The following is a 23,528-nucleotide window of genomic DNA, read 5'->3' on the forward strand; positions in this document are numbered from 1 at the left end:
TCGATCGAACTTACCTGCGCCATGGGCTGCTGCCGATTGCGTGGACACCGACCCAAGCTTCTTGAACTCAATCGGACTGACCAGCCGAGTTTCAATTGACGTCGAGTAGGGTTGTAGAGCCGCTCGATGTAGTTGAACACGTCCGCACGTGACTGGTACACCGGTACACCTTCCTGGCCGTGCGCTCGGCGCTCGGTCTTCAATGAACTGAAGAAGCTCTCCATCGCCGAGTTGTCCTTGTCTCCGCGGCTCATGCTGCAGGTGATACGTAAGCCGTCAATAAGCCACGCCCTACCGCATTGATCGAGAAGGCGATAGATGTTCGAGCTTCATCAAACAAGAAGGAGCACGTATTGACCAGCATCCCCAAGATCGACCCGAAGCGTTGGCAGCCGCACCTGCAGCGGGCCAGACGCGAGGGCAAGAGCGTGGCTCGCATACGCGAGCGAGCAAAAATACCAATTGTTGACCCGCAACATCTCGCGAAGTGAAGCTACGCTGACGTGGATGCTTGTCAGGCGCTCATTTTCCTAGCGGATCCCCTGAGCTCAGCGCGGTTGAAGAAGGATCTCTGTCTTCTCGTTCGAGCGCGCGCGAAACGAAGTCGTGCGGGCCGAGCGTGCGACCGTCCTGTGATTTCAACTCAAGTGGGCGGAGTTTTTCGTGCGTTTGTCGGTCCACCAGATCGTAGGAGAGTTGCCCGGGAGGGAAACAGAATTCTTCTCCCCATTGCCAAAGCGAGGCGACCACTAGGTAGAGCCGTTCACCTTTCTCGGTCAAGACATACTCTCTATAGGACGATCCATCGGAGGCGGGTGCCGTGGTGAGAACGCCGCAGGCAACCAGCTTCCGCAGACGCGTGGTCAAGATGTTCTTCGCTAGTCCTAAGCTCCGTTGAAACTCCCCAAAACGCCGCGTTCCCGCCAAGGCGTCACGAACAATCAGCAGCGACCACCAGTCACCAATTGACTCGAGGGATCGCGCGATCGCGCAAGTGCTGGTTTCCAGCGTTGTACGCTTGCCCTTCATCTCACTCCTTCATGCCGATGTGTGCATGCCAGTGGCTTGTTGCTATAGACGATCCACGTTCCGACAGCGCCGCAGTCACTGTGGTGTCCTGGTTTGCATCGATTCGTACTCAAGCCGTAGGTTGCAAAAATAAACCAAGCAGAGTACCATCTGGGCGGTGGTTGTAAAGTTAAACCGATTTGTTGAGGCATTTCGCGATGGGGCGCCCCGATGACGCCTGCGAGGAATGCTTGCCAGCTCGGGCAAATTGGAGCGAAGAGCACATGCGATTAGCTAGAGGGAGCCTGCCATGAACCCGGCGGCGGAGTTCGACATTATTGTCTTTGGGGCGAGCGGCTACATCGGCCGACTCGTCGCGGAGCATTACGCGCGGCACTATGGCGTGGGCGGTAAGGTGAAGTGGGCCATCGCCGGTCGCAGCCAAGCGAAATTGGCAGAGGTGCGCGATCAGCTCGGGGCGCCGAAGGACATGCCGCTGGTGGAGGCCAACGCGAACGACCCGGCTCAACTCGCCTCGATGATCGCGCGGACCAAGGCGATTGTCTCGACCGTCGGACCCTATCAGTTCTACGGCTCAAACTTGGTGGCCGCCTGCGCGGCTGCTGGGGTCGATTATTTAGACTTGTGTGGCGAGCCCGCCTGGATTCGTCAGATGATCGATACGCACGAGGCGACGGCGAAGGCGTCTGGCGCACGGATCTTATTCTCATGCGGGTTCGATTCGCTGGTGTTCGAGCTTGGAGTCTATTACGCCCAAGAGACGGCTAAGGCGACGCTGGGCGCCCCCGCGCCGCACGTGAAAGCTCGGCTGCGGGCCATGCAAGGCGGCCCTTCGGGGGGCTCTGTCGCGAGTGTGATGGCCACAATGGCGGCGGTTCAAAACGATGCTGTGCAGCGCGCGGTCTTCATGAGCCCGTTTGGCTTAACGCCTGGCTTCGAGGGGCCAACCCAACCTCAAGGCGACGCGGTCAGAGATGACCCCGACGTGGGGCCCGTTGGGCCGTTCATCATGGCGGCGCTCGATACCAAGAACGTCCATCGCTCGAACCTCTTGATGGGTCATCCTTATGGCAGGGATTTCCTTTACGACGAGATGGTGGTTGGCGGTGGCGAAATACCGAGCGTAGGGGATATGAGCCTCCTGCCCAAGCCCGGCGAGGGGCCGACTAAGGATGAGCGTGAGGCCGGCTTTTACGACATCCTGTTCATCGGAATCGGAGCGGACGGGCGGAAGGTGCGCACGTCAGTGAAGGGCGATATCGACCCCGGTTATGGCGCGTCATCAAAAATGCTCGCTGAAACGGCGATCGCTCTGATGGGTGCGCCGGATGTGCCAGGTGGCATCTGGACCCCTGGCGCTGCGCTGCGCGGCAGCCTGGTCGAGCGATTGAGGCGGCACGCCGGCGTGAGCTTCAGCGTTGAGGAATAGCTGTTCAAACCATCGTGGCCAGATAGGCGTGCCACTCTGATGTTCGTTTTTCGCCAATTCATCCCCAAACCACAGAAAAGGAAAAAACCATGCCACTCGTTCGCGTAACTATGCTGAAGGGTAAGTCTTCAGAATACATCAAGCAGCTATCACAGAGCATTTATGAAGCCCTCGTTGAGGCTTATCTCATGCCTGAGAACGACATGTTCCAGATCATCGAACAGTTGGAGCCCGGGACGCTTATATACGATCGACGATTTGGGATCGACGGCGAGCGAAGTGACGATTTCATCCTCATCAACATCGAGTCCGACGCAAGGCGGCGTGATGAGAAGAAGGCGTTTGTGGCCCGTCTCGTGGAGAAGCTTTCGGTATTACCAGGCCTGTCGCCGGACGATGTTTTCGTCCGCCTCTCGGCGAACACCGTAATGGAAGATTGGTCGTTCGGGGGCGGCAAGGTTGCCTCCGACATCGAATATCCGGCGGGATGAGATGCGGGCGGTTGGCGGCTCCTCAAGATGATCGAAAGATCGACCGCCAAGTTGCTCGAGAAGCGGCGAACCTTTCTCGATGTTCTTCCTGTGAATGTCGGGTCATTTCCCAGTGGAGCCTTTCAAAGTGTCCTCGACCCCAAATGACGTTCTGTTTCGCGCCTGCCGCGTGGAGTCATTTGAACGTGGCATGGCGAAAACGGCCTCAACCATCACCGGATGGGCGAAAAAGCCCTTGGGGGCGCCGACCATCAGCGTCGATGCTATTGGACATAACAACGAGTTCCTCAGCACACACAGGCGGAGAGCGCTCAGAAGCCGCAAGCCTCGACCAATTGGTCGATCGGACGGAGTGCGAGGAGTTCGATCTGATCGCTGTCGGACGAGTCCCAATGTGCGATATCCACTGGACAGAGAAGGTAGGCGCCAACCCTGGCTACGCTATGAAAGAGTTCGATCCCGCCGCAATTGGCGTACTCGTATAAGAGTGGCTTCGTGCGACACACCAATCGCTCAAGTCTCTGAACGACCAGCAATGTAACTACAAACAACTGAAAGGGCTAACTTCATGACAACAGCATCAACATCAACGGCCGACGCCAATAAGCGGCTCGTCCTCAAGGCGGCGCAAGAACTCTTCGGGAATCTGGATCTGACCGCAATTGATCGCTACTGGGGGGATTCATACATACAGCACAACCCGCTCTACCCGGACGGGAAGGAACAAATTCGCGCACTTATCCAAGGCGCAATTGACAGCGGCGTTCCGACCAAGGCAGAAGTGAAGCGAGTGGTCGCAGAGGGCGACCTCGTCTGGATTCACGCGAAGAGCTTCTTCTTCGGCAAGGAACTTGCGACGGTCGAAATATTCCGTGTCGAGAACGGAAAGATCGTCGAGCACTGGGATGTCATCCAGGAAGTGCCCGCGGAATCGGCCAACAGCAATACGATGTTCTAGTCCTTGCCCCGCAGGAGCCCCGGTTTTGCAGGGGAAGCAGTACGAGTTTTGCATATGCGTAGGTATAGAGCACGTATGTCCATCGCAGGAACTTCGAATCGTTATCCGCCAAGCAAACGGGATGGACGAGTCAATCCTCAAAGCGCTCAAGCTCGTTCCCGAAGCACAACCCGAGTTACCCAGATCGCCGATGGGTCGGTCGAGATGCGGTGCATGTCGCGCGACTGCTGGGCGATTTGCTCTTCGACCACCAATAAGTCTCCATGGAAGGGAAGTGGATGCTCAACTCTCGCGTCTCCCGCCCGCTTCGCCTTGTTGTGCTTGGTGTGTAGGCCCCACTCGCGCATGCAGACAAGTTGACTAGGTCCGACTGCGAAGACAACTGGATTGTGGGCTAGGCATCGACAGTGCCGAGTCTTCGGGGCCCCGCGGAAAGGGGGAGCAAGAGATACCAATCGAGCCATTTTTCAGCGCGGCGTGAACTGCATCGATGTCGACCTGGCGTGTTCGAGTCAGGGCACCTTGCCGAAAGGCAAGATCAAGGAGTGAAAAAAATGAATCGCACTGATGTCACTAGCCTGACGCTTTCTCTCTATCGTCTTGCCACCTTCATCACCGTGCGTTTTCTAGCAGACACGGTGAGGTGGCAATGATCGAGCTGCGGCACCTACGCTACTTCATCGCAGTCGCTGAGGAACTTAGCTTTCGCCGTGCCGCAGAACGCGTGCACATCGATCAGACCCCGCTATCGCGGACCATCCGCGATCTCGAAGATCAGCTGGGCGTGCAGTTATTTGTCCGCACCCCGCGCAAGTTGCATTTGACGCCTGCCGGTCTGCGTTTGCTCAAGGAGGTACGGAAGCTTTTCATCCGCGTCGAACGCACTTATCGCGCCGTACGCGATACGGACGTCCGCTTCCGCGCACCGTTGCGAATCGGGGTGGCCGACGGAATCGCGCAACCCAAACTTTCCGAGTGCTTGGTACGCTGGCGCGAAGTGGCCCCGGAGGTGCCCCTGGAGCTGACCGAGATGCGTGCTTCGGAGTTGGCGGCAGCATTGCAGCGCGAACAGCTCGATGCAGGCTTTTCATTCGGTCTACCGAATGACGACACCATCTCGCAGCAGCCCGCGTGGAGTTACCGCGCCATGGCACTGCTGCCGTTTGGGCATGAACTCGCATTGCAGCCTACGCTACCTATCACCGAGGTGCTGGCCTTTCCGCTCCTGTCCTGCCATGCCGATCGGCTGCCGGGCCTTCTGCATCAGATTCGGGCTATCGCGCAACGCCACTCGACGATTCCTACATTCGCAGGGGAAGCCTCCACGCTGAGCGGCTACTTCACGCGCATCGCTGCAGGCCTGGGAGTGGGCTTGGCAGACGCGGGTCACGTTGCCACGCTGTGCCGCTCGGATGTTGTGGCCGTACCACTGCACGAGGACGAGCGTATCACCACGTACGTGCTGCACAAACACCAGCGCTTCGGTCTACCGCATTCGCTGCAACGATTTGTTGCGCACACCAAAACTTTGCATTAGTCGTTACAGCTATCGCTCCTACGACGCGCCGCATGGCGTGATCGGTCTTGGACAGTTCGCGTAGTTGCCTCGATGCTGCTACTCGCTGACGAGTTAAACGCATTAAAAGCGCAACTCTGTCGTACGGCCCCAGCTTCTTCCGCCAGCTTACGCCACAACCCGCCCCATCGCTCTTCCATGGGTGTGCGGTTTGGGGCCTCGATTCCAAACTCGGGCAAGCGGTGCCGCTGGAGCATGCACGCGCTGGAATCCAGACGCAAAGGAGGAGTAGCCCATGCCGACTCGGGGTGCGACCGGTATTTTGTTCGGACAGATTGTTGTGGTGCTGGGTATCGCCCTCGCCGGCCTATGGACTGGCACGCAGTGGACGGCGCATGCGCTTGGCAATCAGGCCAGGCTTGGACCACCTTGGTTCCGCGTTTCGCATTCGCCGGTTTACCAGCCGTGGAAGCTTTTCGAGTGGTGGTATTTCTATGGTGCCTATGCACCCGAGGTATTTGAGCGCGGCGGGGTCATCGCCGCGTCGAGCGGATTGCTGGCCACGGGCGCGGCCATTGGCATGGCGATCTGGCGCTCACGGTTGGCCAAGCACGTCACAACCTACGGTTCCGCTCGATGGGCCGAGAACGAGGAGATTGCCGAAACCGGCTTGACTCGGCCTGCCGGTGTGTTCCTTGGCAAGACCGCGCACAGGGACGCCAAATACCTGCGCCACGAGGGTCCAGAGCACGTGATGGCCTTTGCTCCGACGCGTTCCGGCAAGGGTGTGGGCCTGGTCGTACCGACTCTGCTGTCCTGGCCAGGCTCGGCAGTGATCCACGACATCAAGGGCGAAAACTGGAACCTCACTGCCGGCTGGCGCGCGCGGTCTTCGCATTGCCTGCTATTCAACCCGACTGACGCCAAGTCTGCAGCGTACAACCCGCTGCTCGAAGTACGGCGAGGCATGTACGAAGTCCGAGATGTGCAGAACATCGCCGACATTCTGGTCGATCCTGAAGGCGCGTTGGAGCGGCGCAACCACTGGGAGAAGACCAGCCATGCCCTGCTGGTCGGTGCCATCTTGCACGTGCTCTACGCCGGCGAGGACAAGACGCTGCGCGGTGTGGCCAACTTCCTGTCCGATCCGGCATGCCCATTCGAGATGACGCTGCACCGGATGATGACCACCGGGCATCTGGGTGAAGAGGTCCATCCCGTCGTCGCCTCGGCTGCACGTGAAGTGCTGAACAAGAGCGACAACGAGCGCTCGGGGGTGCTATCCACCGCGATGAGTTTTCTGGGCCTGTACCGTGACCCCACGGTCGCCGAAGTCACCTCGCGCTGCGACTGGCGGATCGCCGACCTCATCTCGGCTGCCCATCCGGTCTCGCTCTACCTGGTCGTGCCGCCCTCGGACATCAGCCGCACCAAGCCGCTGATTCGCTTGATCCTCAACCAGGTCGGCCGGCGATTGACGGAGTCGCTGGACGGCTCAGACGGCATTGCACGCAAGCACAAGCTGCTGCTGATGCTGGACGAGTTCCCTGCGCTTGGGCGGCTGGACTTCTTCGAATCCGCACTGGCTTTCATGGCGGGCTACGGCCTGCGTGCCTTCCTGATCGCGCAGTCGCTCAACCAGATCGACAAGGCCTACGGCCAGAACCACTCCATCCTGGACAACTGCCACGTGCGCATCGCGTTCGCGACGAACGATGAGCGCACGGCCAAGCGTATCTCCGAGGCGCTTGGCACAGCGACCGAGCTGCGCGCCCAGCGCAACTACGCCGGGCACCGGCTCGCGCCATGGCTCGGCCACCTCATGGTGTCGCGCCAGGAGACGGCCCGTCCTCTGCTCACGCCTGGCGAGGTGATGCAGTTGCCGCAGGACGACGCGGTCGTGATGGTCTCCGGCCATCCGCCGATCAAGGCGAAGAAGCTGCGGTACTACCAGGACCGGAACTTCACCACGCGCGTCCTGCCCGCGCCCGTGCTGGTTGCCGGCGCGTACGCGGACCGTCCCGCGACGCGCCCTGACGACTGGAGCGGATTGCCACCGCTGGCTGCACTGTCGACTTCTTCTGGCGGCGATGCGGGCGGTCTTGCCGACGAGGGTGGCCACCAGCTCAAACCCGAACTGGATTTCACCGCCGATGCGCCCTTGGTGCCTGACGGCGAGGGCCTGCTGGTGCTTGATGACGAAGACGACGTGCCGCTGCGGCCGCAAGACGTGGACCGGCAGTTGATGCGCACCGCGCGTTTGGTCGCACTGGACCCTGATGACGGGATCGCGCTATGACCCGCGCCCGGCTGAACATCTTCATCGAGCCGGAGCACGCGAAGCGTCTGGACCAGATCGCGGCGCACAAGGGCGTGTCGAAGTCCGCCGTGATCGCTGCGGCGCTGGCTTCGTTCCTCTCGCCCGATGGGGAGGACCAGCGTGAGGCCGCCATCGCCAAACGCCTGGACCAGCTTTCACGCCAGTTCGACCGCCTGGAGCGCGACCAGAACGTGCTGATCGAGACGGTGGCGCTCTACGTCCGCTACTTCTTGACGGTCTCGATCCCTGTTCCCGAGGGACAGCAGGAGGCCGCTCGCGCGCAGGGGCGCGCCCGCTACGTGCAGTTCATCGAACAGCTCGCGCGCCAGATCCAGCGCGGGCGCAGCCTGGTGCGCGAAGTCCATGAGGACATTGGACCCGCTGCAGCTGACCCGACGCAGGCGGATGCCCAGTCGGGGACCGATGCCGACGCCATGGAGGTTCCTCGTGAACCTGCCTGATCCGAACGGCATGGACGCCTCGTTGGAGCGGCGCATCCGCATGCTGCGCACAGCCATGGGGCCGGAGATTGCGGCCGCGTTGGAGGACCCCGAAGTCGTCGAAGTGCTGCTGAACCCGGACGGCTCGCTTTGGGTGGACCGGCTGGGCTCGGGCCGGGAGGCCACCGGCGCAGCGATTCCGCCCGCAGTGGCCGAACGGATCATCCGGCTGGTGGCCGCGCACGTGCGGACCGAGGTGCATCCGGGCGCACCGATCCTGTCGGCCGAGCTGCCTGAGACTGGTGAACGCTTCCTTGGGGTGCTGCCGCCCGTCGTGCGCGCGCCGTCGTTTGCGATCCGCAAGCGGGCGCTGCACATCATGACGCTGGCCCATTACGTGGCCGATGGCGTGATGACCGAGGAGCAGGCGGCGTTCCTGCGCCGCGCGGTGCGCGAGCGCCTGAACGTCGTCATCGCGGGCGGCACCAGCACCGGCAAGACCACGCTGGCCAATGCCTTGCTCGACGAGATCGCAGAGACGCGCGACCGTGTGCTGATCCTCGAAGACACGGTGGAGCTCCAGTGCCGCAGCGACGACCATGTGTGCATGCGCACCGAGCCGGGCGTGAGCACCATGGCCGACCTGGTGCGTGCCACCTTGCGGCTGCGACCGGACCGCATTGTCGTCGGCGAGGTGCGCGGCTCCGAAGCACTGGACCTGCTCAAGGCCTGGGGCACTGGACACCCCGGCGGCATTGCCACCGTGCATGCCGGCTCGGCGCACGGCGCGCTCACGCGGCTGGAGCAACTGGTGCAGGAGGTCAGCGTGACCATCCCGCGCGCCCTGATTGCCGAGGCGGTCAACGTCATCGTCTTCATTGCCGGCCGTGGCCGCTCGCGCCGCGTGCGAGAGATCGCGCGCGTCGTCGGCCATGACAGCCACGGCTACCAGCTCGATACCGAGCTGTCTTTCTTCCCGTCGCTTCCTCCTTCCAACCCTTCTTCCACAGGAGATCCTTCATGACGACTTCACGCGTTTCCGCAAAACCGCTTCTCTACGTTGCCGCCGCAGCGGCGCTGCTGCTCGCCGTGGCGCTGCCCGCGCATGCGGCCGGCTCGAACATGCCTTGGGAGGCACCGCTGCAATCGGTGCTCGAATCCATTCAGGGACCGGTGGCACGGATCATTGCAGTGATCGTCATCATTTCGACTGGCCTGGCCCTAGCCTTCGGCGACACCAGCGGCGGCTTCCGGAAATTGATCCAGATCGTGTTTGGTCTGTCGATCGCTTTCGCCGCGTCCAGTTTCTTCCTGACCTTCTTCAGCTTCACGGGCGGGGCGGTGCTGGCATGAACTCCACCATCGGAAGTCTGGCCGGCTTCGAGGTGCCGCTGCACCGGTCTTTGACCGAGCCGATCCTGCTGGGTGGGGCACCGCGCACCGTGGCGATCGCCAACGGCACGCTGGCCGCCGCAGTCGGCTTGGGCCTGCAGCTCTGGCTTCCCGGCTTCGGGCTATGGGTCATCGGACATTCGCTCGCCGTCTGGGGAGCTCGCCTGGACCCGCAATTCATGCAGGTCTTCGCGCGACACATCAAGCACCGGCAGTTGCTGGACGTGTGAGGTCACGATGTTGAATCTCACCGAATACCGCAAGCGCCCCGCGTTGCTGGCCGACTGGTTACCGTGGGCCGGAATGGTGGCGCCCGGCGTCGTGCTCAACAAGGATGGCTCGTTCCAGCGCACGGCACGGTTCCGGGGGCCGGACCTGGACAGCGCGACACAAGGAGAGTTGGTCGCCACGTCGGCGCGGCTCAACAACGCGCTACGGCGTCTCGGCTCCGGTTGGGCCTTGTTCGTCGACGCCGTGCGACGCGAAGCGGCTGACTATCCCGATTCGAGCTTTCCCGAGCCGCTCTCGTGGCTGGTTGACGAAGAACGCCGTGCCGCTTTCGAGGAGGACGCCAGCCACTTCGAAAGCAGCTACCACGTGACGCTGCTGTACCTGCCGCCTGAGGAGTCGACGGCCCGCGCGGCCCGGATGCTCTATGAGAACCACCGGTCCGAAGGCGTGGATTGGCGTGAGCGGCTCGAAGCCTTCGTGTCCGAGACCGAACGCCTCTTCGGTCTGCTCGACGGCGTGATGCCGGAGATCTCATGGCTCGACGACGCGCAGACCTTGACCTACCTGCATGGCTGCGTGTCCACGCGCCGGCATGCGGTGGCCGTGCCCGAGGTAGCCATGCATCTGGACGCGCTGCTGGCCGACGAACCGTTAGTGGGCGGTCTGGCGCCGATGCTCGGAAATCAGCACCTGCGGGCGCTGTCGATTCGCGGGTTTCCGACCTCCACTTGGCCGGGCCTGCTCGACGATCTGAACCGCTTAGGCTTCGCCTACCGCTGGAGCACGCGATTCCTGTGCCTGGACAAGGCTGAGTCGGAGAAGGAACTGAGCCGCCTGCGCCGCCAGTGGTTCGCCAAGCGCAAGAATATCGTTGCGCTGCTGCGCGAAACCATCTTCCAGCAGGAGAGTCCGCTGGTGGATTCCGATGCCTCGAACAAGGCAACGGACGCCGACGCGGCACTGCAGGAGCTGGGCGGCGACCAGGTGGCCTTCGGCTACGTCACGGCCACGGTGACCGTACTCGACGCCGACGCCACTGCGGCCGACGAAAAGCTGCGTGCCGTCGAACGGGCCATCCAGGGTCGCGGCTTCGTCACCATACCCGAGACATTGAACGCGGTCGATGCTTGGCTGTCATCGGTGCCGGGCCACGCCTACGCGAACGTGCGCCAACCCATTGTTTCGACGTTGAACTTGGCGCACATGATGCCGGTGTCGGCCGTGTGGGCCGGGCCGGAGCGCAATGCGCACCTTGATGGCCCGCCGCTGATCGTCACCCGCACCGATGGAGCGACGCCGTTCCGTCTGGTCACGCACATCGGCGACGTTGGCCATACACTGATCGTGGGACCGACCGGCATGGGCAAGTCGGTTCTGCTCGCGACGCTGGCGATGCAGTTCCGTCGCTACCCGGGCTCGCGCATCTTCGCCTTCGACATGGGCCGCTCCATGCGAGCCACCATTCTCGGGCTCGGCGGCGAACACTACGACCTCGGCACCGAGGGCGCCATTGCGTTCCAGCCACTCGCCCGCATCGACCAGCACGGCTACCGCACCTGGGCGGCCGAGTGGATCGAGGGGCGCTTGATTCAAGAAGGCGTCACCGTCGGCCCGCCCGAGAAGGACGCCGTCTGGTCGGCGCTCAACAGTCTGGCCAGCGCTCCGTTCGAGCAGCGAACCATGACCGGGCTGTCGGTGCTGCTGCAGTCCAACGCCCTGCGTCAGGCCCTGCAGCCCTACGTTCTGGGTGGCGCGCACGGCAAGCTGCTCGATGCCGAAAGGGACCGGCTCGGTACTGCATCTGTGCAGGGCTTCGAGATGGAAGAGCTGATGCACAGCAAGGCGGCAGTGCTGGCGGTGCTCGGCTACCTGTTTGCCCGCTTCGACGAGCGCTTCGATGGCGCGCCTACGTTGCTGATTCTGGATGAGGCCTGGCTGTTCCTCGATGACACGGTGTTCGCATCGCGCATCCGTCAGTGGCTCAAGACGCTACGCAAGAAGAACGTCTCGGTGATCTTCGCCACGCAGTCGCTGGCGGACATCAAGGATTCGACGATTGCGCCGGCCATCGTGGAGAGCTGCGCAAGCCGCATTTTCCTGCCGAACCCGCAGGCGACCGAGCCGCAGATTCGGGTGATCTACGAGGGTTTCGGACTCAACGGGCGGCAGATGGAAATCGTCGCGACTGCGCAACCCAAACGCGACTACTACTACCAGTCGCGGCTGGGCAACCGGGTTTTCGACCTCGGACTGGGGTCGGTGGCGCTGGCGTTTGCCGGAGCGTCCACACCCGAAGACCAACGGGCCATCGACGCCGTGTCCGCAGCCGCCACTTCCTCGGGCTTCGCAGCAGCTTGGCTGCGCCACCGCGACCTCGATTGGGCCGCTGACCTCATCCCATCGTTTCCATTCATTCCTTCGTCACTTCAGGAGAACTCACCATGAAGAAGCAGCTTCTCGCCGCCGCTGCGGCGTCGCTGATCGCCATTGCTCCCGCCGCGCATGCGCAGTGGGTCGTGATCGATCCCACCAATCTGGCGCAGAACATCATGACGGCCGCCAACACGCTTGAGCAGATCAACAACCAGATCAAACAGTTGCAGAACCAGGCGCAATCGCTGATGAATCAGGCACGCAATCTGACCAGCCTGGATTTCAGCGCGCTCAATGAGCTGCGCGCAGCCCTATCGGCGACGAACCAGTTGATCCAGCAGGGCCAGGGCCTGGCCTTCAACGTTGCGCAGATGGAGACGGATTTCCGTCGGCTGTACCCCGAGTCTTATTCGGCGGCGATCTCGGGCACGCAGATGGCGACCGACGCGCGCACGCGCTGGACCAACTCCCTCGAAGCGCTGCGCACCGCGGCCAAGGTGCAGTCCCAGGCAGTGCAGAACTTCACGTCCGACGAGCGGACCCTGACCGACCTGGTGAACCGCAGCCAGTCGGCCGCCGGGGCCCTGCAGGCAATGCAAGCGACGAACCAGTTGCTGGCCCTGCAATCGCGCCAGGCGATGCAGGCGCAGCAGCTCCAGATCACGCAGGATCGTGCGACGGCGCTGGAGCAGGCGCGGCAGGTCGCGGTGCAGGAGCGCGCACGCGAGGTGCGCCGGCGTTTCCAGGGCGACGGCACGACGTACACGCCCTACACGGTCAACTTCTACAGCAACTGAGGGGCGGCCATGAGACAGCTTCTGATCATGATCCTGGCCGCTGTCGCAGCGGTGTTGGTTGCTGCCTGCAGCAAGCCCGCGCCCATCGAGTCCGTCGAGTCGCTGATGGCCAATCCCGAGCGCCTGAAGGAACTGCGCGCGCAATGCAAGGTTGACCACGCCAAGGTCGGCGATGCCCAGTGCAACGCGGTGGCAGAGGCAACGCGCCAGCGGTTCTTTGGCAGCGACGGGCCGAAGTACACGCCGCCCTCTTCGACCACATCCCCGCCGCCGGCAGCGTTCTCTCCGCCCGCGGCATCGGCGTCCGCAGCACCGTCTCCCGTGCCTCCATCGGCGCCCAAGGACTGACCGATGAACGACCTGTCGGTCATCGACCGCTTCCTGGACGTCTTCTCGCGCTACATCGACTCGGGCTTCGGCCTGCTGGGCGGCGAGGTGGGGTTCCTGACAGCCACGCTGGTCGCGATAGACATGACGCTGGCAGGCCTCTTCTGGGCGATGAGCAACGCCAGCGGCGGCAGTGGCGACGACGTGATCGGCAAGCTGATCAAGAAGGTGCTGTACGTCGGCGCCTTCGCCTTCATCCTGAATAACTTCAACAGCTTGTCGGGGATCGTGTTCCGGTCGTTCGCCGGACTGGGGCTGGTGGCGTCGGGCTCGTCGATGACCCAGGGCCAGTTGCTGCAGCCGGGCCGGCTGGCGCGCGTGGGCGTGGAGGCCGGCGCGCCGATCATGAAGCAGATCAGCGACCTGACGGGCTTTCCGGAGGTGTTCGCGAACCTTGATGTCATCACCGTGCTGTTCCTGGCCTGGCTGGTGCTGATCGTGAGCTTCTTCGTGCTCGCGGTGCAGCTGTTCGTGACGCTGATCGAGTTCAAGCTGACCACGCTCGCAGGCTTCGTGCTCGTGCCGTTCGCGCTCTGGAACAAGACGGCGTTCCTGGCCGAACGGGTGCTGGGCAACGTGGTGTCTTCGGGCATCAAGGTGCTGGTGCTGGCCGTGATCGTGGGCATCGGCACAGGCCTGTTCGCCGAGTTCACAGTGCCGCCGGGCGCCGAGCCCTCCATCGACCATGCGCTGGTCATCATGCTGGCCGCGCTGGCGATGCTGGGTCTGGGGATCTTCGGGCCGGGCATTGCGACGGGTCTGGTGTCTGGCGCACCCCAGCTCGGAGCGGGTGCGGCGGCGGGGACGGCGCTGGGTGCCGCCGGCTTGGCCGTGGCCGGCGGTGCTGCTGTGGCAGGTGCGGGTTCTGCGGTGGCCGCTGGCGCTCGCATGGCGCCGGGTGCCGCGCGATCAGCCATCGGCGGCGGCGCAAGCGCCGCGCGCTCTGCAACGGCCGTGGCCAGCGGGGCGAAATCCGCCTACCAAGCCGGCGCTGCAGCATCGGGCGCCAGCGGCATGCGCGCGGCCGGTGCAGGCCTTGCCAACGTCGCGCGCAGTGGTACCAGCGCCGTGGGCCAGCGCGTCGCGTCCGGCGCCAAAGCCGTCAAAGACGGGGTGGCGAGCTTCGTTGCCGATGCGGCTGCGCCTGCCGCTGCCAAGCCCGCGGCCGATGGGTCCGAAGCCCATGCGCCAACTGCTGAGCCCGCGTGGGCCAAGCAGATGCGCCGCAAACAGCAGATGACGCATGCGGCGACGACGGCTGCGCACACATTGCGTTCGGGCGATGCCGGAGGAAGTGGCGCCAGCCCGAGCCTGCATGACAGCTCGAATACCTGACTCAAATTCATAGGAGATCCAGATGCGGTTCAAACGACCCCAGGTGCGGTACTCGGCGACGCCCGAACCCGTCACCCCCTACCAGGCCGCCGCGCAGGTCTGGGACCAGCGCATCGGCAGCGCGCGCGTTCAGGCGAAGAACTGGAGGCTGATGGCTTTCGGTTGCCTGTCCCTCGCGCTGCTGATGGCCGGCGGCCTCGTGTGGCGTTCGGCCCAGTCCATCGTGACGCCATTCGTCGTCGAGGTGGACAACGCCGGTCAGGTGCGTGCTGTGGGCGAGGCGGCCACGCCCTACAAGCCCAACGACGCGCAGATCGCGCACCACTTGGCGCGCTTCGTCACCGACGTGCGTTCGCTGTCTATCGACCCGATCGTGGTGCGGCAGAACTGGCTCGAGGCCTACGAGTACACGACGGACCGTGGAGCGGCCACCTTGAACGACTACGCGCGAGCGAACGATCCGTTCTCGCGCATTGGGCAAAGCTCGGTGGCCGTGGAGGTGACGAGCGTTGTGCGAGCCAGCGACACGTCTTTCCAGGTGCGCTGGATCGAGCGCAGCTTCGCGAACGGCTCGCCCTCTGGCATGGAGCGCTGGACGGCCGTGCTGGCCGTCGTGCTGCAGCCGCCGCGCACCGAGCAGCGGCTGCGCAAGAACCCACTGGGCATCTATGTCAACGGGCTGTCCTGGAGCCGTGAACTCGAATCCACCGATGCAATGAAAGGAACAAAGCCGTGAACACGCATCTCCGTAAATCCGTACTGCCATTGATCTTGCTGGTCCTCGCTGGCTGCGCCACGCAGGGCAAGGCCCCGCCCACGATCTCGCTGGACGAGCCCGTTGCCGTTGCCGCGCAGCCGCTACCGGATCCACCGAAGCCCATCGAAGTGGTTGAGATGCCGAAGCCCTTGCCGCTGCCCGAGCAGATGAAAGCGCTGCCAAGCGACTCCGACGCGAAGCTGACACCGGAACCCGCGGACGAAAAGCTCCGCGTTTCCCGTGCCAACCTGGAGGCCCGCATCGCACCGACGCGCGAGGGCTATGTCAATGCGATCCAGGTCTGGCCCTACGCTGACGGCGCGCTGTATCAGGTCTACACCAGTCCGGGACGCGTCACCGTCATTGCCCTGCAGCAGGGCGAGGAGCTGGTGACGGTTTCGGCCGGCGACACGGTGCGCTGGATCGTGGGGGATACAGCCAGCGGGTCAGGTGTGACGCTGCGCGTGAACATCCTGGTCAAGCCCACGCGCATTGGCTTGAAGACCAACCTGGTGGTGACGACGAACCGTCGCACCTACCTGCTCGAACTCTCGTCGACGCCGCAGGCCTGGATGGCCTCTGTGTCCTGGGACTACCCGAAGGACCGGATGCAGGCCCTGCAGAAGCAGGCGCAGCAAGCCCAGGCCAGCGCGCCGGTGGAAACCGGCATGACGCTCGAGCAGATCAGATTTCGCTACGCCGTCAGTGGCGACAGTCCGCCGTGGAAGCCGCTGCGCGCCTTCGACGATGGCGAGCGCGTCTACATCCAGTTCCCAGGCGGCATCACCCAAGGTGAGTTGCCGCCGCTATTCGTGATCGGGCCGCAAGGCGATGGGCAACTGGTGAACTACCGCTTCCGTTCGCCGTACTACGTGGTGGACCGCCTGTTCGGCGCGGCCGAACTGCGGCTGGGCGGCGACAAGGCGCAGGTGGTGCGCATCGAGCGCACCGATGGTGTCAGTGCGGGCGCTGGAACAGGCGCAAACCGGAGGAACTGAGCATGGCGACGTCCGACATGCCCGATACGGCGCCGGCCGCAGCCCCGAAGGTCGAACCCGAATCCGTGGCCTTGCGCGCTTCGCCGCGCCCCGTCACGCGCCTGAACCGCCGCATGCTGGCCGTCGGTGCCGGCGTCCTGGCCGCTGCCGTGCTCGGCGGCACCCTGTGGTCGCTGCAGCCGAACAAGCGCGAGCGCAATCTGGCCACCGAGCTGTTCAACGTCGATCGCGTCTCTCGCGCCGAGAACCTGGACCGGTTGCCCAGGGACTATGCGGGAATCCCGCCGGCATTGAAGCCGGCGCCCCCCGTGTTGGGCGAGCCGCTGCCGGGGGATCTAGGGCCTGCCATCGTCAAGGCGCAGCAGCCGATGGAAACTCGACCGCCGGGTGGTGGCGTGGATCCGGCGCAGGCCGAGCGTCTGGCGGCCGAAGAGGCGGCGCGGTCCTCGGTTTTTTTCCGAAGCGGCGGCAGCAACGCTGGGCCGAAGCCGGGCGCCGCACAGGCCGCCGCTGACCCTTCGGCGCTCGCTTCAGGCAATCAGCCGTTTAACCCGATGGGGACCACTGCCACCGCAGCGCAGCACTCCGATCCGACGGCTGTGCAGAACCGGCAGGATCAGAAGGAGGCGTTCATCGCAAAGGCAAGCGACTCATCCACGCGCAATCCCGGGAGCTTGCAGTTGCCGGCGTCGCCCTACGAGGTGATGGCAGGCACGATCATCCCGGCGGCGCTGGTGACCGGGATCAACTCCGACCTGCCTGGCCAGGTGATCGCCAACGTGTCGGAAGCGGTCTACGACACTGCCACGGGCCGCCATCTACTGATTCCGCAGGGCTCGCGCCTGATCGGCCGCTACGACAGCCAGGTAGCCTTCGGTCAGCGGCGCGTGCTGCTGGTATGGACACGGCTGATCCTGCCGGACACATCGTCGGTTGCGCTCGACCGTCTGCCCGGCATCGACCCTGCCGGCTACGCCGGGCTGGAGGATGGCGTCGATTGGCATTGGGACCGCATCCTGGCCGGCGCTGCGTTGTCCACCCTGCTAGGGATCGGCGCGGAGCTGGCGGCGCCGGAGAACCGCACCGATGGCAACCGAATCGTCGTTGCGGGACGTGAGAGCGCGCAGGACACGGTGAACCAAGTCGGGCAGGAGATCACGAAGCGCAACATGAGCATCCAGCCGACGCTGACGATCCGGCCGGGCTTCCCGATGCGGGTGATGGTGAGCAAGGACTTGGTGCTGCGGCCGTATCAGCCGCTGTTCTTCCAGCGGGGAGCGTCGCAATGAGCGGAGCAAAGCTCCGTCTAGGCCCATTGCCAAAGTCAACGACCGTGAAGGTCGTGGTGACATTGCCTGCCGATTTGAAGGACATGTTGGACCGGTATGCCGCCCAACATTCCCAGGCATATGGCGAGTCGGTAGATGCGGTCTCCCTTATCCCGCACATGTTGATGCACTTTATGGCTCGCGATCGCGCTTTCAAGGGCCGCGTCCAGTTGGCACGGCCGTCTAGCCGCTCGTAGCGTTGGATTGAACCTCCGCATAGGCACGTCGCCGGTTCGCCCTCCTTTTTCAGGGAAAATTGCTGACTGAAGGTATGACACGCCATCGTGGCGTCCGCATGGGGTCAACGATGACAAAAAAGAATGTTGCTGTGATAGGTGGAGGTGCGAAGGCTGCCGCCTTGGCCGCAAAGGCATATGCACTCCGAAAGCAGGGCGTAGCCGATATCGGCGTGACGATCTTTGAGCAGGATGTGATCGGTGCCAACTGGAATGGCCGCGCGGGCTACACAGATGGTGCTCAGCGACTTTGTACGCCGGCAGAGCGGGACCTAGGCTTCCCCTACACAACGATCCTCGGTGAGCCGGTTGCTTCCTTCACGCTGAAGGAGTTCTCCTGGGCTACCTTTCTTGGCTCAAAGCGGCCTTCGTATCGGGACTGGGTGGATGGGGGCAGACGCCCGCCCACGCACGAGGACTTTGCCGCCTATCTTGACTGGAGTGTCAAGAAGTCTGACGCGAGCGTCGTAAAAGCGAGTGTTGGGCGGCTTTCGGAGAAGGGCGAACAATGGAGGATCTTGTCGAAAACTCCAGGCGGCGGTTGGTCCGCTGCCTCAGACACCCTGTTTGATGGTGTTGTCGTGACGGGGCCAGGTCCGGCGCGGGGGATCAGCAAATCCGGATCCAGTGGTCGAATCTTCAACGGCATCGACTTTTGGCAGCGGACCGGCGAGATACGAAAGCTTCTTCCCGCGTCTCGCAAAGATGGCCAGATAGCAATCATCGGAGCTGGCGGCACGGCGGCCGCAGTCCTCGCGTGGCTCTGCAAGAACGGGCATCGTGACCGGGAGATTTTCATCATCGCCGATCAAGGGGCGTTGTACACACGGGGCGACAGCGTATTCGAAAACAGGCTGTTCAGCGACGATGAAGCTTGGAATTCTCTTTCTCCGTCAAGCAAGAGAGAATTCTTTGATCGACTCAATCGGGGCGTGGTTTGGGGCACAGTGATGAACGAGGTTGCCACTGCTTCGCGCGTCCGCTTTCAAAACGGGCGTGCTACCCGGGTCACGCCGCAATCTACGCACGTTGAGGTCGCCGTACGTCGGGGGGACACGATTCCAGTCCTTCTGAGACCGGAACTGTTGATTGATGCGGCCGGTTTCGATTCTTGGTGGTTCCTGAACCTGCTCACGGGCGTCCCGCCTGCGATGAAGCGGTCCGACGTCTACAGGGATGCACTGCGCGATGGACTCAATGAGTCGCTGGAGTTCCAAGGAGCACCTTGGACATTTCCGCGGCTGCATGCCCCGATGCTCTCGAGCACCCAGGGACCAGGCTATGGGAACCTGATGGCTCTTGGCGCGATGTCCGACCTTATTCTCAGATCGTACCTGTGACTTGACTTTTCCGTGCCTATCGTGTACATATGTACATATGTACGCTTGGAGGTTGTAAATGGGTATTTCTAACATGGTGCTGCGCACCGTTTACATCAGTCCCACCATAGATGATGAGCTTCGCGATCAGGCATTCAAGCTGCACACTAGTAAAAATGATCTGATCCGCAAGTACATCGAACTGGGGATGGCTGCCAACAAGCAAAAAAAACCTTCAGTAGTAGGTGCGGCTGTCGGCCATAAGCCTGTAGCGGCCAAGAAGGCGAAGCTAAAGGCCGCGCCAAAGTAGATCCCAAAGGGTCGATGAGATTTGCGGAGAAAGTTCTATGCGTGTTGTCACTGAAATCGTTGCAGACGCTCTGAACACTCGATATGGCAGCCCAAGCGGGGCGGTCTTCGACATCGTTCAACAGCTTTCCGTGGACGGAAGGTTTGATGAGGTGGCGATGGTGCTCTCCAATTGGTTTGAGGGTGCCCCTCACGCCCGTCACTTCGTGCTTGCGAAGCTTCCGGCCATCATCGTCGAGCGGTACCTCCGAATACATGCGGGGATCTCATCTGATAGGTTTGTCCGGTGGCAGCTGCAGTCCTCGGCCGCGTCTGAGGCGATCAAGAATGCGGCTTGCTCCCGCGAGAGACTTCCGCTGGTTGTCTCCCAGGTGCTGACGCAAATTCGCGCGTTTGAAGTCCATTGAATCGCCGACTCCGCTTCTAGTGCCTGGTCGGTCGGCAGCGGGCTATGGCGGGAATAGAATCGGGGTTCGAGGTCTGGTGTACCCCAAGGGGTGCCCCAAGAATCGAGGTAGTTCTGAAAGTGAGTGCTGGCGCGGGCTGCAGGTGTTTTTTCGATCCAGCCCCAGGCCACCATATTTATGCGCTCCAGCGCCCTTCAGGGCCCTGGGGCGTTTCTACAAGCGCGGCTTCTTCCTGACCTTGTGCAGGTCATGCCGCGCTTCGGCGCTGCGGAGCCGATGCAGGCGCGGGTCAGAAGACCCCGGCATTCCGAAATGCTTCTTGAAGCCGCATGACCACGGTTTGCAACGCGACTGGGTCCAGCCGGTTCTTTTTCAGAAATGCGGCCCATTGCACCTGCTTGACGGCGTCGGCCGCGAAGGCCTTGTCCAGACCGGGTGGCATGGAAATGGGCAACGCCGTCACGCGACGCGCAAACGTCGCATCGATCGCACGGCGCAATTCTGTGGGGTCCAGAGTGCCCTCGGCCATCAAGGCATCGAGGTCGAAGTAGTCCTTCATCCGCGTGTTGACCATGCCCAGCAGGCAGATGGCATGGAGCTTCTCGGCGACGACCGTGTATTTGGGATAGGCGCGCAATTGCGGTGCGGGCAGGTCTTCAAGCAGGACCGGGTAGATGACGGCTTCCGCTGTCGGCGTGACCGCGTCACCGAAACCAATGTCGACCTGCAACGCGATGCGGGCGCCATCGAGCGTTGCGCGGATGTCGATCCGGATACCGCCGTAGCCAGCTTCCTTGCGGATGTCCGCCCCCTTGATCGATCCGATGTCGAACAAGATGCCGTCGTCCGCCGCGATCCGACAGATCTCGCGAAACGCTGCAACAGCGGAGTCGATGTCGGCAGGACCGAAGCCCAGAAGATCGACGTCTCGCGTCGGTCGGTGCGGATGGTCGTACCAGAGTGAGAACAGCAGCGCACCTTTGAGCAGGAAGTTGGGCGCGTGGGGAGAGATGGACAGCCGATACAGCAACCGTTCCAGCCCATAGTGCGTGAGGACGAGGTTGAAATCCTGCTTCGAGAAGTCCGCGATTTGCTTGAGGCGCGCTCGAACAGACGCGGCGACATTGCGACTCATAGGGTGACGCTTTCGAGATAGGGGCGCATCACATTGGCGACCCGATCGACGCTCGCGTAGTGCCAGAGCGCGTCCATGGTCAGCTTGCGCTGCGCCCAGCCGTCATGCAGTGCCTCGAGGGCCACGTCCAAGCCGATCTTGTTGCGGTACTTGAAGCAGTCGGCAACGGTCTTCGCCGCGTTGAAGACTGGAACCTGCACGCCGTCGATCAGCAGATGCTCCATGCCTTCGGTGAGCGCCGGACCGGACATGCGGATCGCGCGCAGGGCCGGCTGGTCGATGCGTGGGGCGGGCACGTTGGATGGAAGGGCCAGCCAAACCTCGGAGGGGGCTTGCGTACCGATCCCGTGCACGCGCAGTGCCGACAGCAGGCACACCACACCGCGCGGGACGCGCAGCGCAATCTCGGCCAAAGAGCGATGCTCGCTGATTGCACGCCCCGGCCGGCTGTAGACGCCGCGAGCGACGCGTTCGAGCTTGCCGGCGCCCACCAGGCGGCTGAGGGCGATCGTCGGCAACCCGTGCTCGCGCAGTTCGCGTGCCCGCAGCAGCGGGTGCTCAGCTGCCAGCGCGAGGATGGCGTCTTCCTGGGTGCTTTGGGAGTGGCTGGCCATGTCGCAGTATGTTGCTTTTTTTATATAAAAATCAACAATTGCATATATAACAGAACATCGCGGTTGGGTCGACCGGAGGAGGCGCCTGTCAGGCCCCGCCCTCCAAGGCACCGCGCACCGACTGCAGCGCGGCACCCACAGACTCGAGACGCTGCTTCAACTCCCCGTTGAGCAGCCTCAACAGGGCGCTGAACTGACTGCGCGTGGCGTGGATCTGCATCTCCTCGTCGTCACTCAAGCGGTCCGGATCGAGCAGTTGTTCGATGCAGGCGTAGGCGAGTTGGACGTCGCACAGGTGGTCCAGTTCGGCTTGCGCCTTGAAGGCGAGCGATGCTGCGCTGTGCGGGCGCGGGGCGAGCGCCTCGGTGGCAACTGGATCGCGAATGCTGCGAGACGTGGAACGCTGGGGGGATGGCGCGAATGCGGGAGCGGAATCAGCCATGTGAGGCCTCCAAGTGATTGCGGTTTGCTGCAACCGCCGCACTCGCTGTCAATCAAGGGCGGCAGCTCGAACGGGTTGACAGACCGGGCAACCACTTGCGTGAAACCGGCAGGGCTCGCGCCCTCCCGTCCGAGCCGCCAAAAATGGAGGCGCGAACGAAAAAGCCGCAGGTCCTGCGTGGTTGAACTGCGGCTTTGGTCCGCAGTGATTGCACGGGCTGTCAAACCCGATCACGGCCTCTTTTTTGACGTGACGGGCGCAGTATAGGGCGTGGGCCGAGGGGCCTCAATGAGGCTACGGCGATGGCGCTTGTTCGAGCGCGATCGCTCGCAGCGACCGACTCAGCTCCCGCTTCCCCTTCGCGTTGGCCCTTCGCCAAGCCCGCCGCGCAGCGCCGATGAAGCGCTCCTCCGCCGGATCCGGCGCATCGGCGACCAGGTCTTCTTCGTCGAGCCAACCGGCATCGACATCGCAGTGCCGCTCGATCTGCCGCGCAAGGATGTCGCCGATGGGCCGCGAACTCTTGATCTGGCTCCACATGCTGGGCGAGATCTCGAGCTTCTTCGCGAAGGCCTGGTCGAGGCCCTTGGCCGGCAGGCCGGCGGCGATCGCCTGTTCGAGAAAGCGCCGATGGAGCAGCAGCGCGTTGCGGCGACGGATGACGGTGAGAGGGAGCACTGTTCAAAAACAACAACGAGACAGGAAAAGATTGTCGAGCCTGTTGACGCCTCAGTAAAGACTATTTACAGTCCACTTCCTTCGCGGCCCAAGCCGCACGAATTTCATCAACGCAAGCAGGAACCAACGTGAACGCAGCTCTGAGCCACACCAGCATTCGACCCGCATCGGGCCGGACGTTCGTGCGCGTCTCGTCGTGCCACGACCTCGGCAACCTGCCGTCGAAATTCGATCTGCGCCTGAACCCCATGCACGCCACGCAAGCCAGCTTGTGGGCCAAGGCGTATGAGGATCAAGTGCCACCGGGTGGAGGGAGCGCGTAGGCGCGTACCTCCAAGCTCTCTATTGCAGAGGCCCGGACACCGAAAGGTTCCGGGCCTTTTTGTTTTTCTGCAGTGATCGCGCTGCACGCACCGTGGTCTGAATCCGGTGGATGCTCCTTAAGAATTTGCCGCGAGGCGCGACCGGACACTGGACCGGATCGCCGCTTCGCAAGATGCGGACCCCGGGCCTTGCGCTCGGTGCCCGCTCCATTTCGGGTGTGACTTCACCCCACCGCCAGGGATCAGCCGCGTGGACGGCCTGGCGGGATGTGCAGGGGCTCGAT

The 23,528-nt window shown here is 62.9% G+C and carries 27 protein-coding genes and 1 pseudogene; 22 read left to right on the forward strand and 6 right to left on the reverse strand.

Annotated features, from left to right (window positions below; translation table 11 throughout):
- Window positions 1–80: 80 nt before the first annotated feature.
- Window positions 81–266: pseudogene (locus QZH52_RS24010) on the reverse strand (IS3 family transposase); the annotation flags it as partial.
- A gap of 87 nt (window positions 267–353) precedes the next feature.
- Here QZH52_RS24010 and QZH52_RS24015 point away from each other — a divergent pair.
- Window positions 354–491, forward strand: coding sequence for a hypothetical protein (locus QZH52_RS24015; RefSeq protein WP_286539712.1), 138 nt, complete (start codon window positions 354–356; stop codon window positions 489–491).
- A 31-nt stretch (window positions 492–522) separates the two neighbouring features.
- Here QZH52_RS24015 and QZH52_RS24020 read toward each other — a convergent pair whose 3' ends face one another.
- On the reverse strand, window positions 523–1,029 hold the full coding sequence (locus tag QZH52_RS24020) for a winged helix-turn-helix transcriptional regulator (protein WP_286539711.1): 507 nt from the start codon (window positions 1,027–1,029) through the stop codon (window positions 523–525).
- Window positions 1,030–1,318: 289 nt separating this feature from the next.
- Here QZH52_RS24020 and QZH52_RS24025 point away from each other — a divergent pair, with 289 nt between their 5' ends.
- The 20 genes from QZH52_RS24025 (at window position 1,319) to QZH52_RS24120 (ending at window position 20,052) form a co-directional block, all read left to right on the forward strand.
- The gene (locus QZH52_RS24025; RefSeq protein WP_301812999.1) at window positions 1,319–2,458 is read left to right on the forward strand and encodes a saccharopine dehydrogenase family protein; all 1,140 of its coding nucleotides are present in this window, start codon (window positions 1,319–1,321) and stop codon (window positions 2,456–2,458) included.
- Between the two features lie 89 nt (window positions 2,459–2,547).
- Window positions 2,548–2,949 (forward strand): tautomerase family protein, encoded by a 402-nt coding sequence (locus tag QZH52_RS24030; RefSeq protein ID WP_286539709.1) that lies wholly within the window; start codon window positions 2,548–2,550, stop codon window positions 2,947–2,949.
- A 568-nt stretch (window positions 2,950–3,517) separates the two neighbouring features.
- Complete coding sequence (locus QZH52_RS24035) at window positions 3,518–3,907, forward strand: nuclear transport factor 2 family protein (RefSeq protein WP_286539706.1); 390 nt, start codon at window positions 3,518–3,520, stop codon at window positions 3,905–3,907.
- Window positions 3,908–4,556: 649 nt separating this feature from the next.
- Window positions 4,557–5,444 carry a LysR family transcriptional regulator gene (locus QZH52_RS24040; RefSeq protein WP_301813002.1) on the forward strand — a complete coding sequence of 296 codons (888 nt, stop codon included), beginning with the start codon at window positions 4,557–4,559 and terminating at the stop codon, window positions 5,442–5,444.
- A gap of 274 nt (window positions 5,445–5,718) precedes the next feature.
- Window positions 5,719–7,722: a conjugal transfer protein TraG gene (locus QZH52_RS24045; RefSeq protein WP_286539703.1), complete on the forward strand. Its 2,004-nt coding sequence runs from the start codon at window positions 5,719–5,721 to the stop codon at window positions 7,720–7,722.
- Window positions 7,719–8,204, forward strand: a complete 486-nt coding sequence (locus QZH52_RS24050; RefSeq protein ID WP_286539702.1) for a CopG family transcriptional regulator — start codon at window positions 7,719–7,721, stop codon at window positions 8,202–8,204. The genes QZH52_RS24045 and QZH52_RS24050 overlap by 4 nt, the downstream gene beginning before the upstream one ends.
- A 10-nt stretch (window positions 8,205–8,214) precedes the next feature.
- Window positions 8,215–9,207, forward strand: a complete 993-nt coding sequence (gene trbB, locus QZH52_RS24055; RefSeq protein WP_239467245.1) for a P-type conjugative transfer ATPase TrbB — start codon at window positions 8,215–8,217, stop codon at window positions 9,205–9,207.
- Window positions 9,204–9,536: a TrbC/VirB2 family type IV secretion system protein gene (locus QZH52_RS24060; RefSeq protein WP_076196637.1), complete on the forward strand. Its 333-nt coding sequence runs from the start codon at window positions 9,204–9,206 to the stop codon at window positions 9,534–9,536. Before trbB ends, QZH52_RS24060 begins: the two co-directional genes overlap by 4 nt.
- Window positions 9,533–9,805 carry a VirB3 family type IV secretion system protein gene (locus QZH52_RS24065; RefSeq protein WP_076196635.1) on the forward strand — a complete coding sequence of 91 codons (273 nt, stop codon included), beginning with the start codon at window positions 9,533–9,535 and terminating at the stop codon, window positions 9,803–9,805. The genes QZH52_RS24060 and QZH52_RS24065 overlap by 4 nt, the downstream gene beginning before the upstream one ends.
- 7 nt (window positions 9,806–9,812) lie before the next feature.
- Window positions 9,813–12,251, forward strand: coding sequence for a conjugal transfer protein TrbE (gene trbE / locus QZH52_RS24070; RefSeq protein WP_301813003.1), 2,439 nt, complete (start codon window positions 9,813–9,815; stop codon window positions 12,249–12,251).
- A complete protein-coding gene (gene trbJ, locus QZH52_RS24075) occupies window positions 12,248–12,976 on the forward strand; it encodes a P-type conjugative transfer protein TrbJ (protein WP_076196631.1) in 729 nt (242 codons plus the stop codon). Before trbE ends, trbJ begins: the two co-directional genes overlap by 4 nt.
- A 9-nt stretch (window positions 12,977–12,985) precedes the next feature.
- Window positions 12,986–13,324 carry an EexN family lipoprotein gene (locus QZH52_RS24080; RefSeq protein ID WP_366919318.1) on the forward strand — a complete coding sequence of 113 codons (339 nt, stop codon included), beginning with the start codon at window positions 12,986–12,988 and terminating at the stop codon, window positions 13,322–13,324.
- 3 nt (window positions 13,325–13,327) lie between these two features.
- The gene (gene trbL / locus QZH52_RS24085) at window positions 13,328–14,698 is read left to right on the forward strand and encodes a P-type conjugative transfer protein TrbL (RefSeq protein WP_301813004.1); all 1,371 of its coding nucleotides are present in this window, start codon (window positions 13,328–13,330) and stop codon (window positions 14,696–14,698) included.
- A 22-nt stretch (window positions 14,699–14,720) separates the two neighbouring features.
- Window positions 14,721–15,434 (forward strand): conjugal transfer protein TrbF, encoded by a 714-nt coding sequence (trbF, locus tag QZH52_RS24090; RefSeq protein WP_076196625.1) that lies wholly within the window; start codon window positions 14,721–14,723, stop codon window positions 15,432–15,434.
- Complete coding sequence (trbG, locus tag QZH52_RS24095; RefSeq protein WP_301813005.1) at window positions 15,431–16,453, forward strand: P-type conjugative transfer protein TrbG; 1,023 nt, start codon at window positions 15,431–15,433, stop codon at window positions 16,451–16,453. The genes trbF and trbG overlap by 4 nt, the downstream gene beginning before the upstream one ends.
- A gap of 2 nt (window positions 16,454–16,455) precedes the next feature.
- Window positions 16,456–17,742, forward strand: a complete 1,287-nt coding sequence (locus tag QZH52_RS24100) for a TraB/TrbI/VirB10 family type IV secretion system protein (RefSeq protein ID WP_301813007.1) — start codon at window positions 16,456–16,458, stop codon at window positions 17,740–17,742.
- Window positions 17,739–17,978: a DUF2274 domain-containing protein gene (locus QZH52_RS24105; protein WP_286539695.1), complete on the forward strand. Its 240-nt coding sequence runs from the start codon at window positions 17,739–17,741 to the stop codon at window positions 17,976–17,978. The genes QZH52_RS24100 and QZH52_RS24105 overlap by 4 nt, the downstream gene beginning before the upstream one ends.
- A gap of 110 nt (window positions 17,979–18,088) precedes the next feature.
- Complete coding sequence (locus QZH52_RS24110; RefSeq protein WP_076204315.1) at window positions 18,089–19,357, forward strand: SidA/IucD/PvdA family monooxygenase; 1,269 nt, start codon at window positions 18,089–18,091, stop codon at window positions 19,355–19,357.
- 58 nt (window positions 19,358–19,415) lie between these two features.
- A complete protein-coding gene (locus tag QZH52_RS24115) occupies window positions 19,416–19,646 on the forward strand; it encodes a hypothetical protein (protein ID WP_157900045.1) in 231 nt (76 codons plus the stop codon).
- 37 nt (window positions 19,647–19,683) lie between these two features.
- A complete protein-coding gene (locus QZH52_RS24120) occupies window positions 19,684–20,052 on the forward strand; it encodes a hypothetical protein (RefSeq protein ID WP_301813013.1) in 369 nt (122 codons plus the stop codon).
- Between the two features lie 289 nt (window positions 20,053–20,341).
- On the opposite strand, the gene QZH52_RS24125 is transcribed toward QZH52_RS24120, so the two are convergent.
- From QZH52_RS24125 to QZH52_RS24140, 4 genes are all read right to left on the reverse strand, one after another.
- Entirely contained in the window at window positions 20,342–21,187 is an 846-nt protein-coding gene (locus QZH52_RS24125) for a nucleotidyl transferase AbiEii/AbiGii toxin family protein (protein ID WP_301813016.1), read from the reverse strand.
- The gene (locus tag QZH52_RS24130; RefSeq protein ID WP_301813017.1) at window positions 21,184–21,801 is read right to left on the reverse strand and encodes a type IV toxin-antitoxin system AbiEi family antitoxin domain-containing protein; all 618 of its coding nucleotides are present in this window, start codon (window positions 21,799–21,801) and stop codon (window positions 21,184–21,186) included. Before QZH52_RS24130 ends, QZH52_RS24125 begins: the two co-directional genes overlap by 4 nt.
- An 88-nt stretch (window positions 21,802–21,889) precedes the next feature.
- Window positions 21,890–22,243, reverse strand: a complete 354-nt coding sequence (locus QZH52_RS24135) for a hypothetical protein (protein WP_301813019.1) — start codon at window positions 22,241–22,243, stop codon at window positions 21,890–21,892.
- A gap of 294 nt (window positions 22,244–22,537) precedes the next feature.
- Entirely contained in the window at window positions 22,538–22,921 is a 384-nt protein-coding gene (locus QZH52_RS24140) for a hypothetical protein (protein ID WP_301813021.1), read from the reverse strand.
- A gap of 128 nt (window positions 22,922–23,049) precedes the next feature.
- On the opposite strand from QZH52_RS24140, the gene QZH52_RS24145 reads away from it, so the two are divergent.
- The gene (locus tag QZH52_RS24145; RefSeq protein WP_301813022.1) at window positions 23,050–23,244 is read left to right on the forward strand and encodes a hypothetical protein; all 195 of its coding nucleotides are present in this window, start codon (window positions 23,050–23,052) and stop codon (window positions 23,242–23,244) included.
- Window positions 23,245–23,528: the final 284 nt, after the last annotated feature.

This window comes from Variovorax ginsengisoli (genome assembly GCF_030486595.1).
GTDB classification, from domain to species: Bacteria; Pseudomonadota; Gammaproteobacteria; order Burkholderiales; family Burkholderiaceae_C; genus Variovorax; species Variovorax ginsengisoli_B.

What these genes read in the sequence shown, in the direction of transcription:
- QZH52_RS24020 (WP_286539711.1), bottom strand. Translation starts at nt 1,029, where the DNA reads ATGAAGGGCAAGCGTACAACGCTGGAAACCAGCACTTGCGCGATCGCG.
- QZH52_RS24025 (WP_301812999.1), top strand. Translation starts at nt 1,319, where the DNA reads ATGAACCCGGCGGCGGAGTTCGACATTATTGTCTTTGGGGCGAGCGGC.
- QZH52_RS24030 (WP_286539709.1), top strand. Translation starts at nt 2,548, where the DNA reads ATGCCACTCGTTCGCGTAACTATGCTGAAGGGTAAGTCTTCAGAATAC.
- QZH52_RS24035 (WP_286539706.1), top strand. Translation starts at nt 3,518, where the DNA reads ATGACAACAGCATCAACATCAACGGCCGACGCCAATAAGCGGCTCGTC.
- QZH52_RS24040 (WP_301813002.1), top strand. Translation starts at nt 4,557, where the DNA reads ATGATCGAGCTGCGGCACCTACGCTACTTCATCGCAGTCGCTGAGGAA.
- QZH52_RS24045 (WP_286539703.1), top strand. Translation starts at nt 5,719, where the DNA reads ATGCCGACTCGGGGTGCGACCGGTATTTTGTTCGGACAGATTGTTGTG.
- QZH52_RS24050 (WP_286539702.1), top strand. Translation starts at nt 7,719, where the DNA reads ATGACCCGCGCCCGGCTGAACATCTTCATCGAGCCGGAGCACGCGAAG.
- trbB (WP_239467245.1), top strand. Translation starts at nt 8,215, where the DNA reads ATGGACGCCTCGTTGGAGCGGCGCATCCGCATGCTGCGCACAGCCATG.
- QZH52_RS24060 (WP_076196637.1), top strand. Translation starts at nt 9,204, where the DNA reads ATGACGACTTCACGCGTTTCCGCAAAACCGCTTCTCTACGTTGCCGCC.
- QZH52_RS24065 (WP_076196635.1), top strand. Translation starts at nt 9,533, where the DNA reads ATGAACTCCACCATCGGAAGTCTGGCCGGCTTCGAGGTGCCGCTGCAC.
- trbE (WP_301813003.1), top strand. Translation starts at nt 9,813, where the DNA reads ATGTTGAATCTCACCGAATACCGCAAGCGCCCCGCGTTGCTGGCCGAC.
- trbJ (WP_076196631.1), top strand. Translation starts at nt 12,248, where the DNA reads ATGAAGAAGCAGCTTCTCGCCGCCGCTGCGGCGTCGCTGATCGCCATT.
- QZH52_RS24080 (WP_366919318.1), top strand. Translation starts at nt 12,986, where the DNA reads ATGAGACAGCTTCTGATCATGATCCTGGCCGCTGTCGCAGCGGTGTTG.
- trbL (WP_301813004.1), top strand. Translation starts at nt 13,328, where the DNA reads ATGAACGACCTGTCGGTCATCGACCGCTTCCTGGACGTCTTCTCGCGC.
- trbF (WP_076196625.1), top strand. Translation starts at nt 14,721, where the DNA reads ATGCGGTTCAAACGACCCCAGGTGCGGTACTCGGCGACGCCCGAACCC.
- QZH52_RS24100 (WP_301813007.1), top strand. Translation starts at nt 16,456, where the DNA reads ATGGCGACGTCCGACATGCCCGATACGGCGCCGGCCGCAGCCCCGAAG.
- QZH52_RS24105 (WP_286539695.1), top strand. Translation starts at nt 17,739, where the DNA reads ATGAGCGGAGCAAAGCTCCGTCTAGGCCCATTGCCAAAGTCAACGACC.
- QZH52_RS24110 (WP_076204315.1), top strand. Translation starts at nt 18,089, where the DNA reads ATGACAAAAAAGAATGTTGCTGTGATAGGTGGAGGTGCGAAGGCTGCC.
- QZH52_RS24115 (WP_157900045.1), top strand. Translation starts at nt 19,416, where the DNA reads ATGGGTATTTCTAACATGGTGCTGCGCACCGTTTACATCAGTCCCACC.
- QZH52_RS24120 (WP_301813013.1), top strand. Translation starts at nt 19,684, where the DNA reads ATGCGTGTTGTCACTGAAATCGTTGCAGACGCTCTGAACACTCGATAT.
- QZH52_RS24125 (WP_301813016.1), bottom strand. Translation starts at nt 21,187, where the DNA reads ATGAGTCGCAATGTCGCCGCGTCTGTTCGAGCGCGCCTCAAGCAAATC.
- QZH52_RS24130 (WP_301813017.1), bottom strand. Translation starts at nt 21,801, where the DNA reads ATGGCCAGCCACTCCCAAAGCACCCAGGAAGACGCCATCCTCGCGCTG.
- QZH52_RS24135 (WP_301813019.1), bottom strand. Translation starts at nt 22,243, where the DNA reads ATGGCTGATTCCGCTCCCGCATTCGCGCCATCCCCCCAGCGTTCCACG.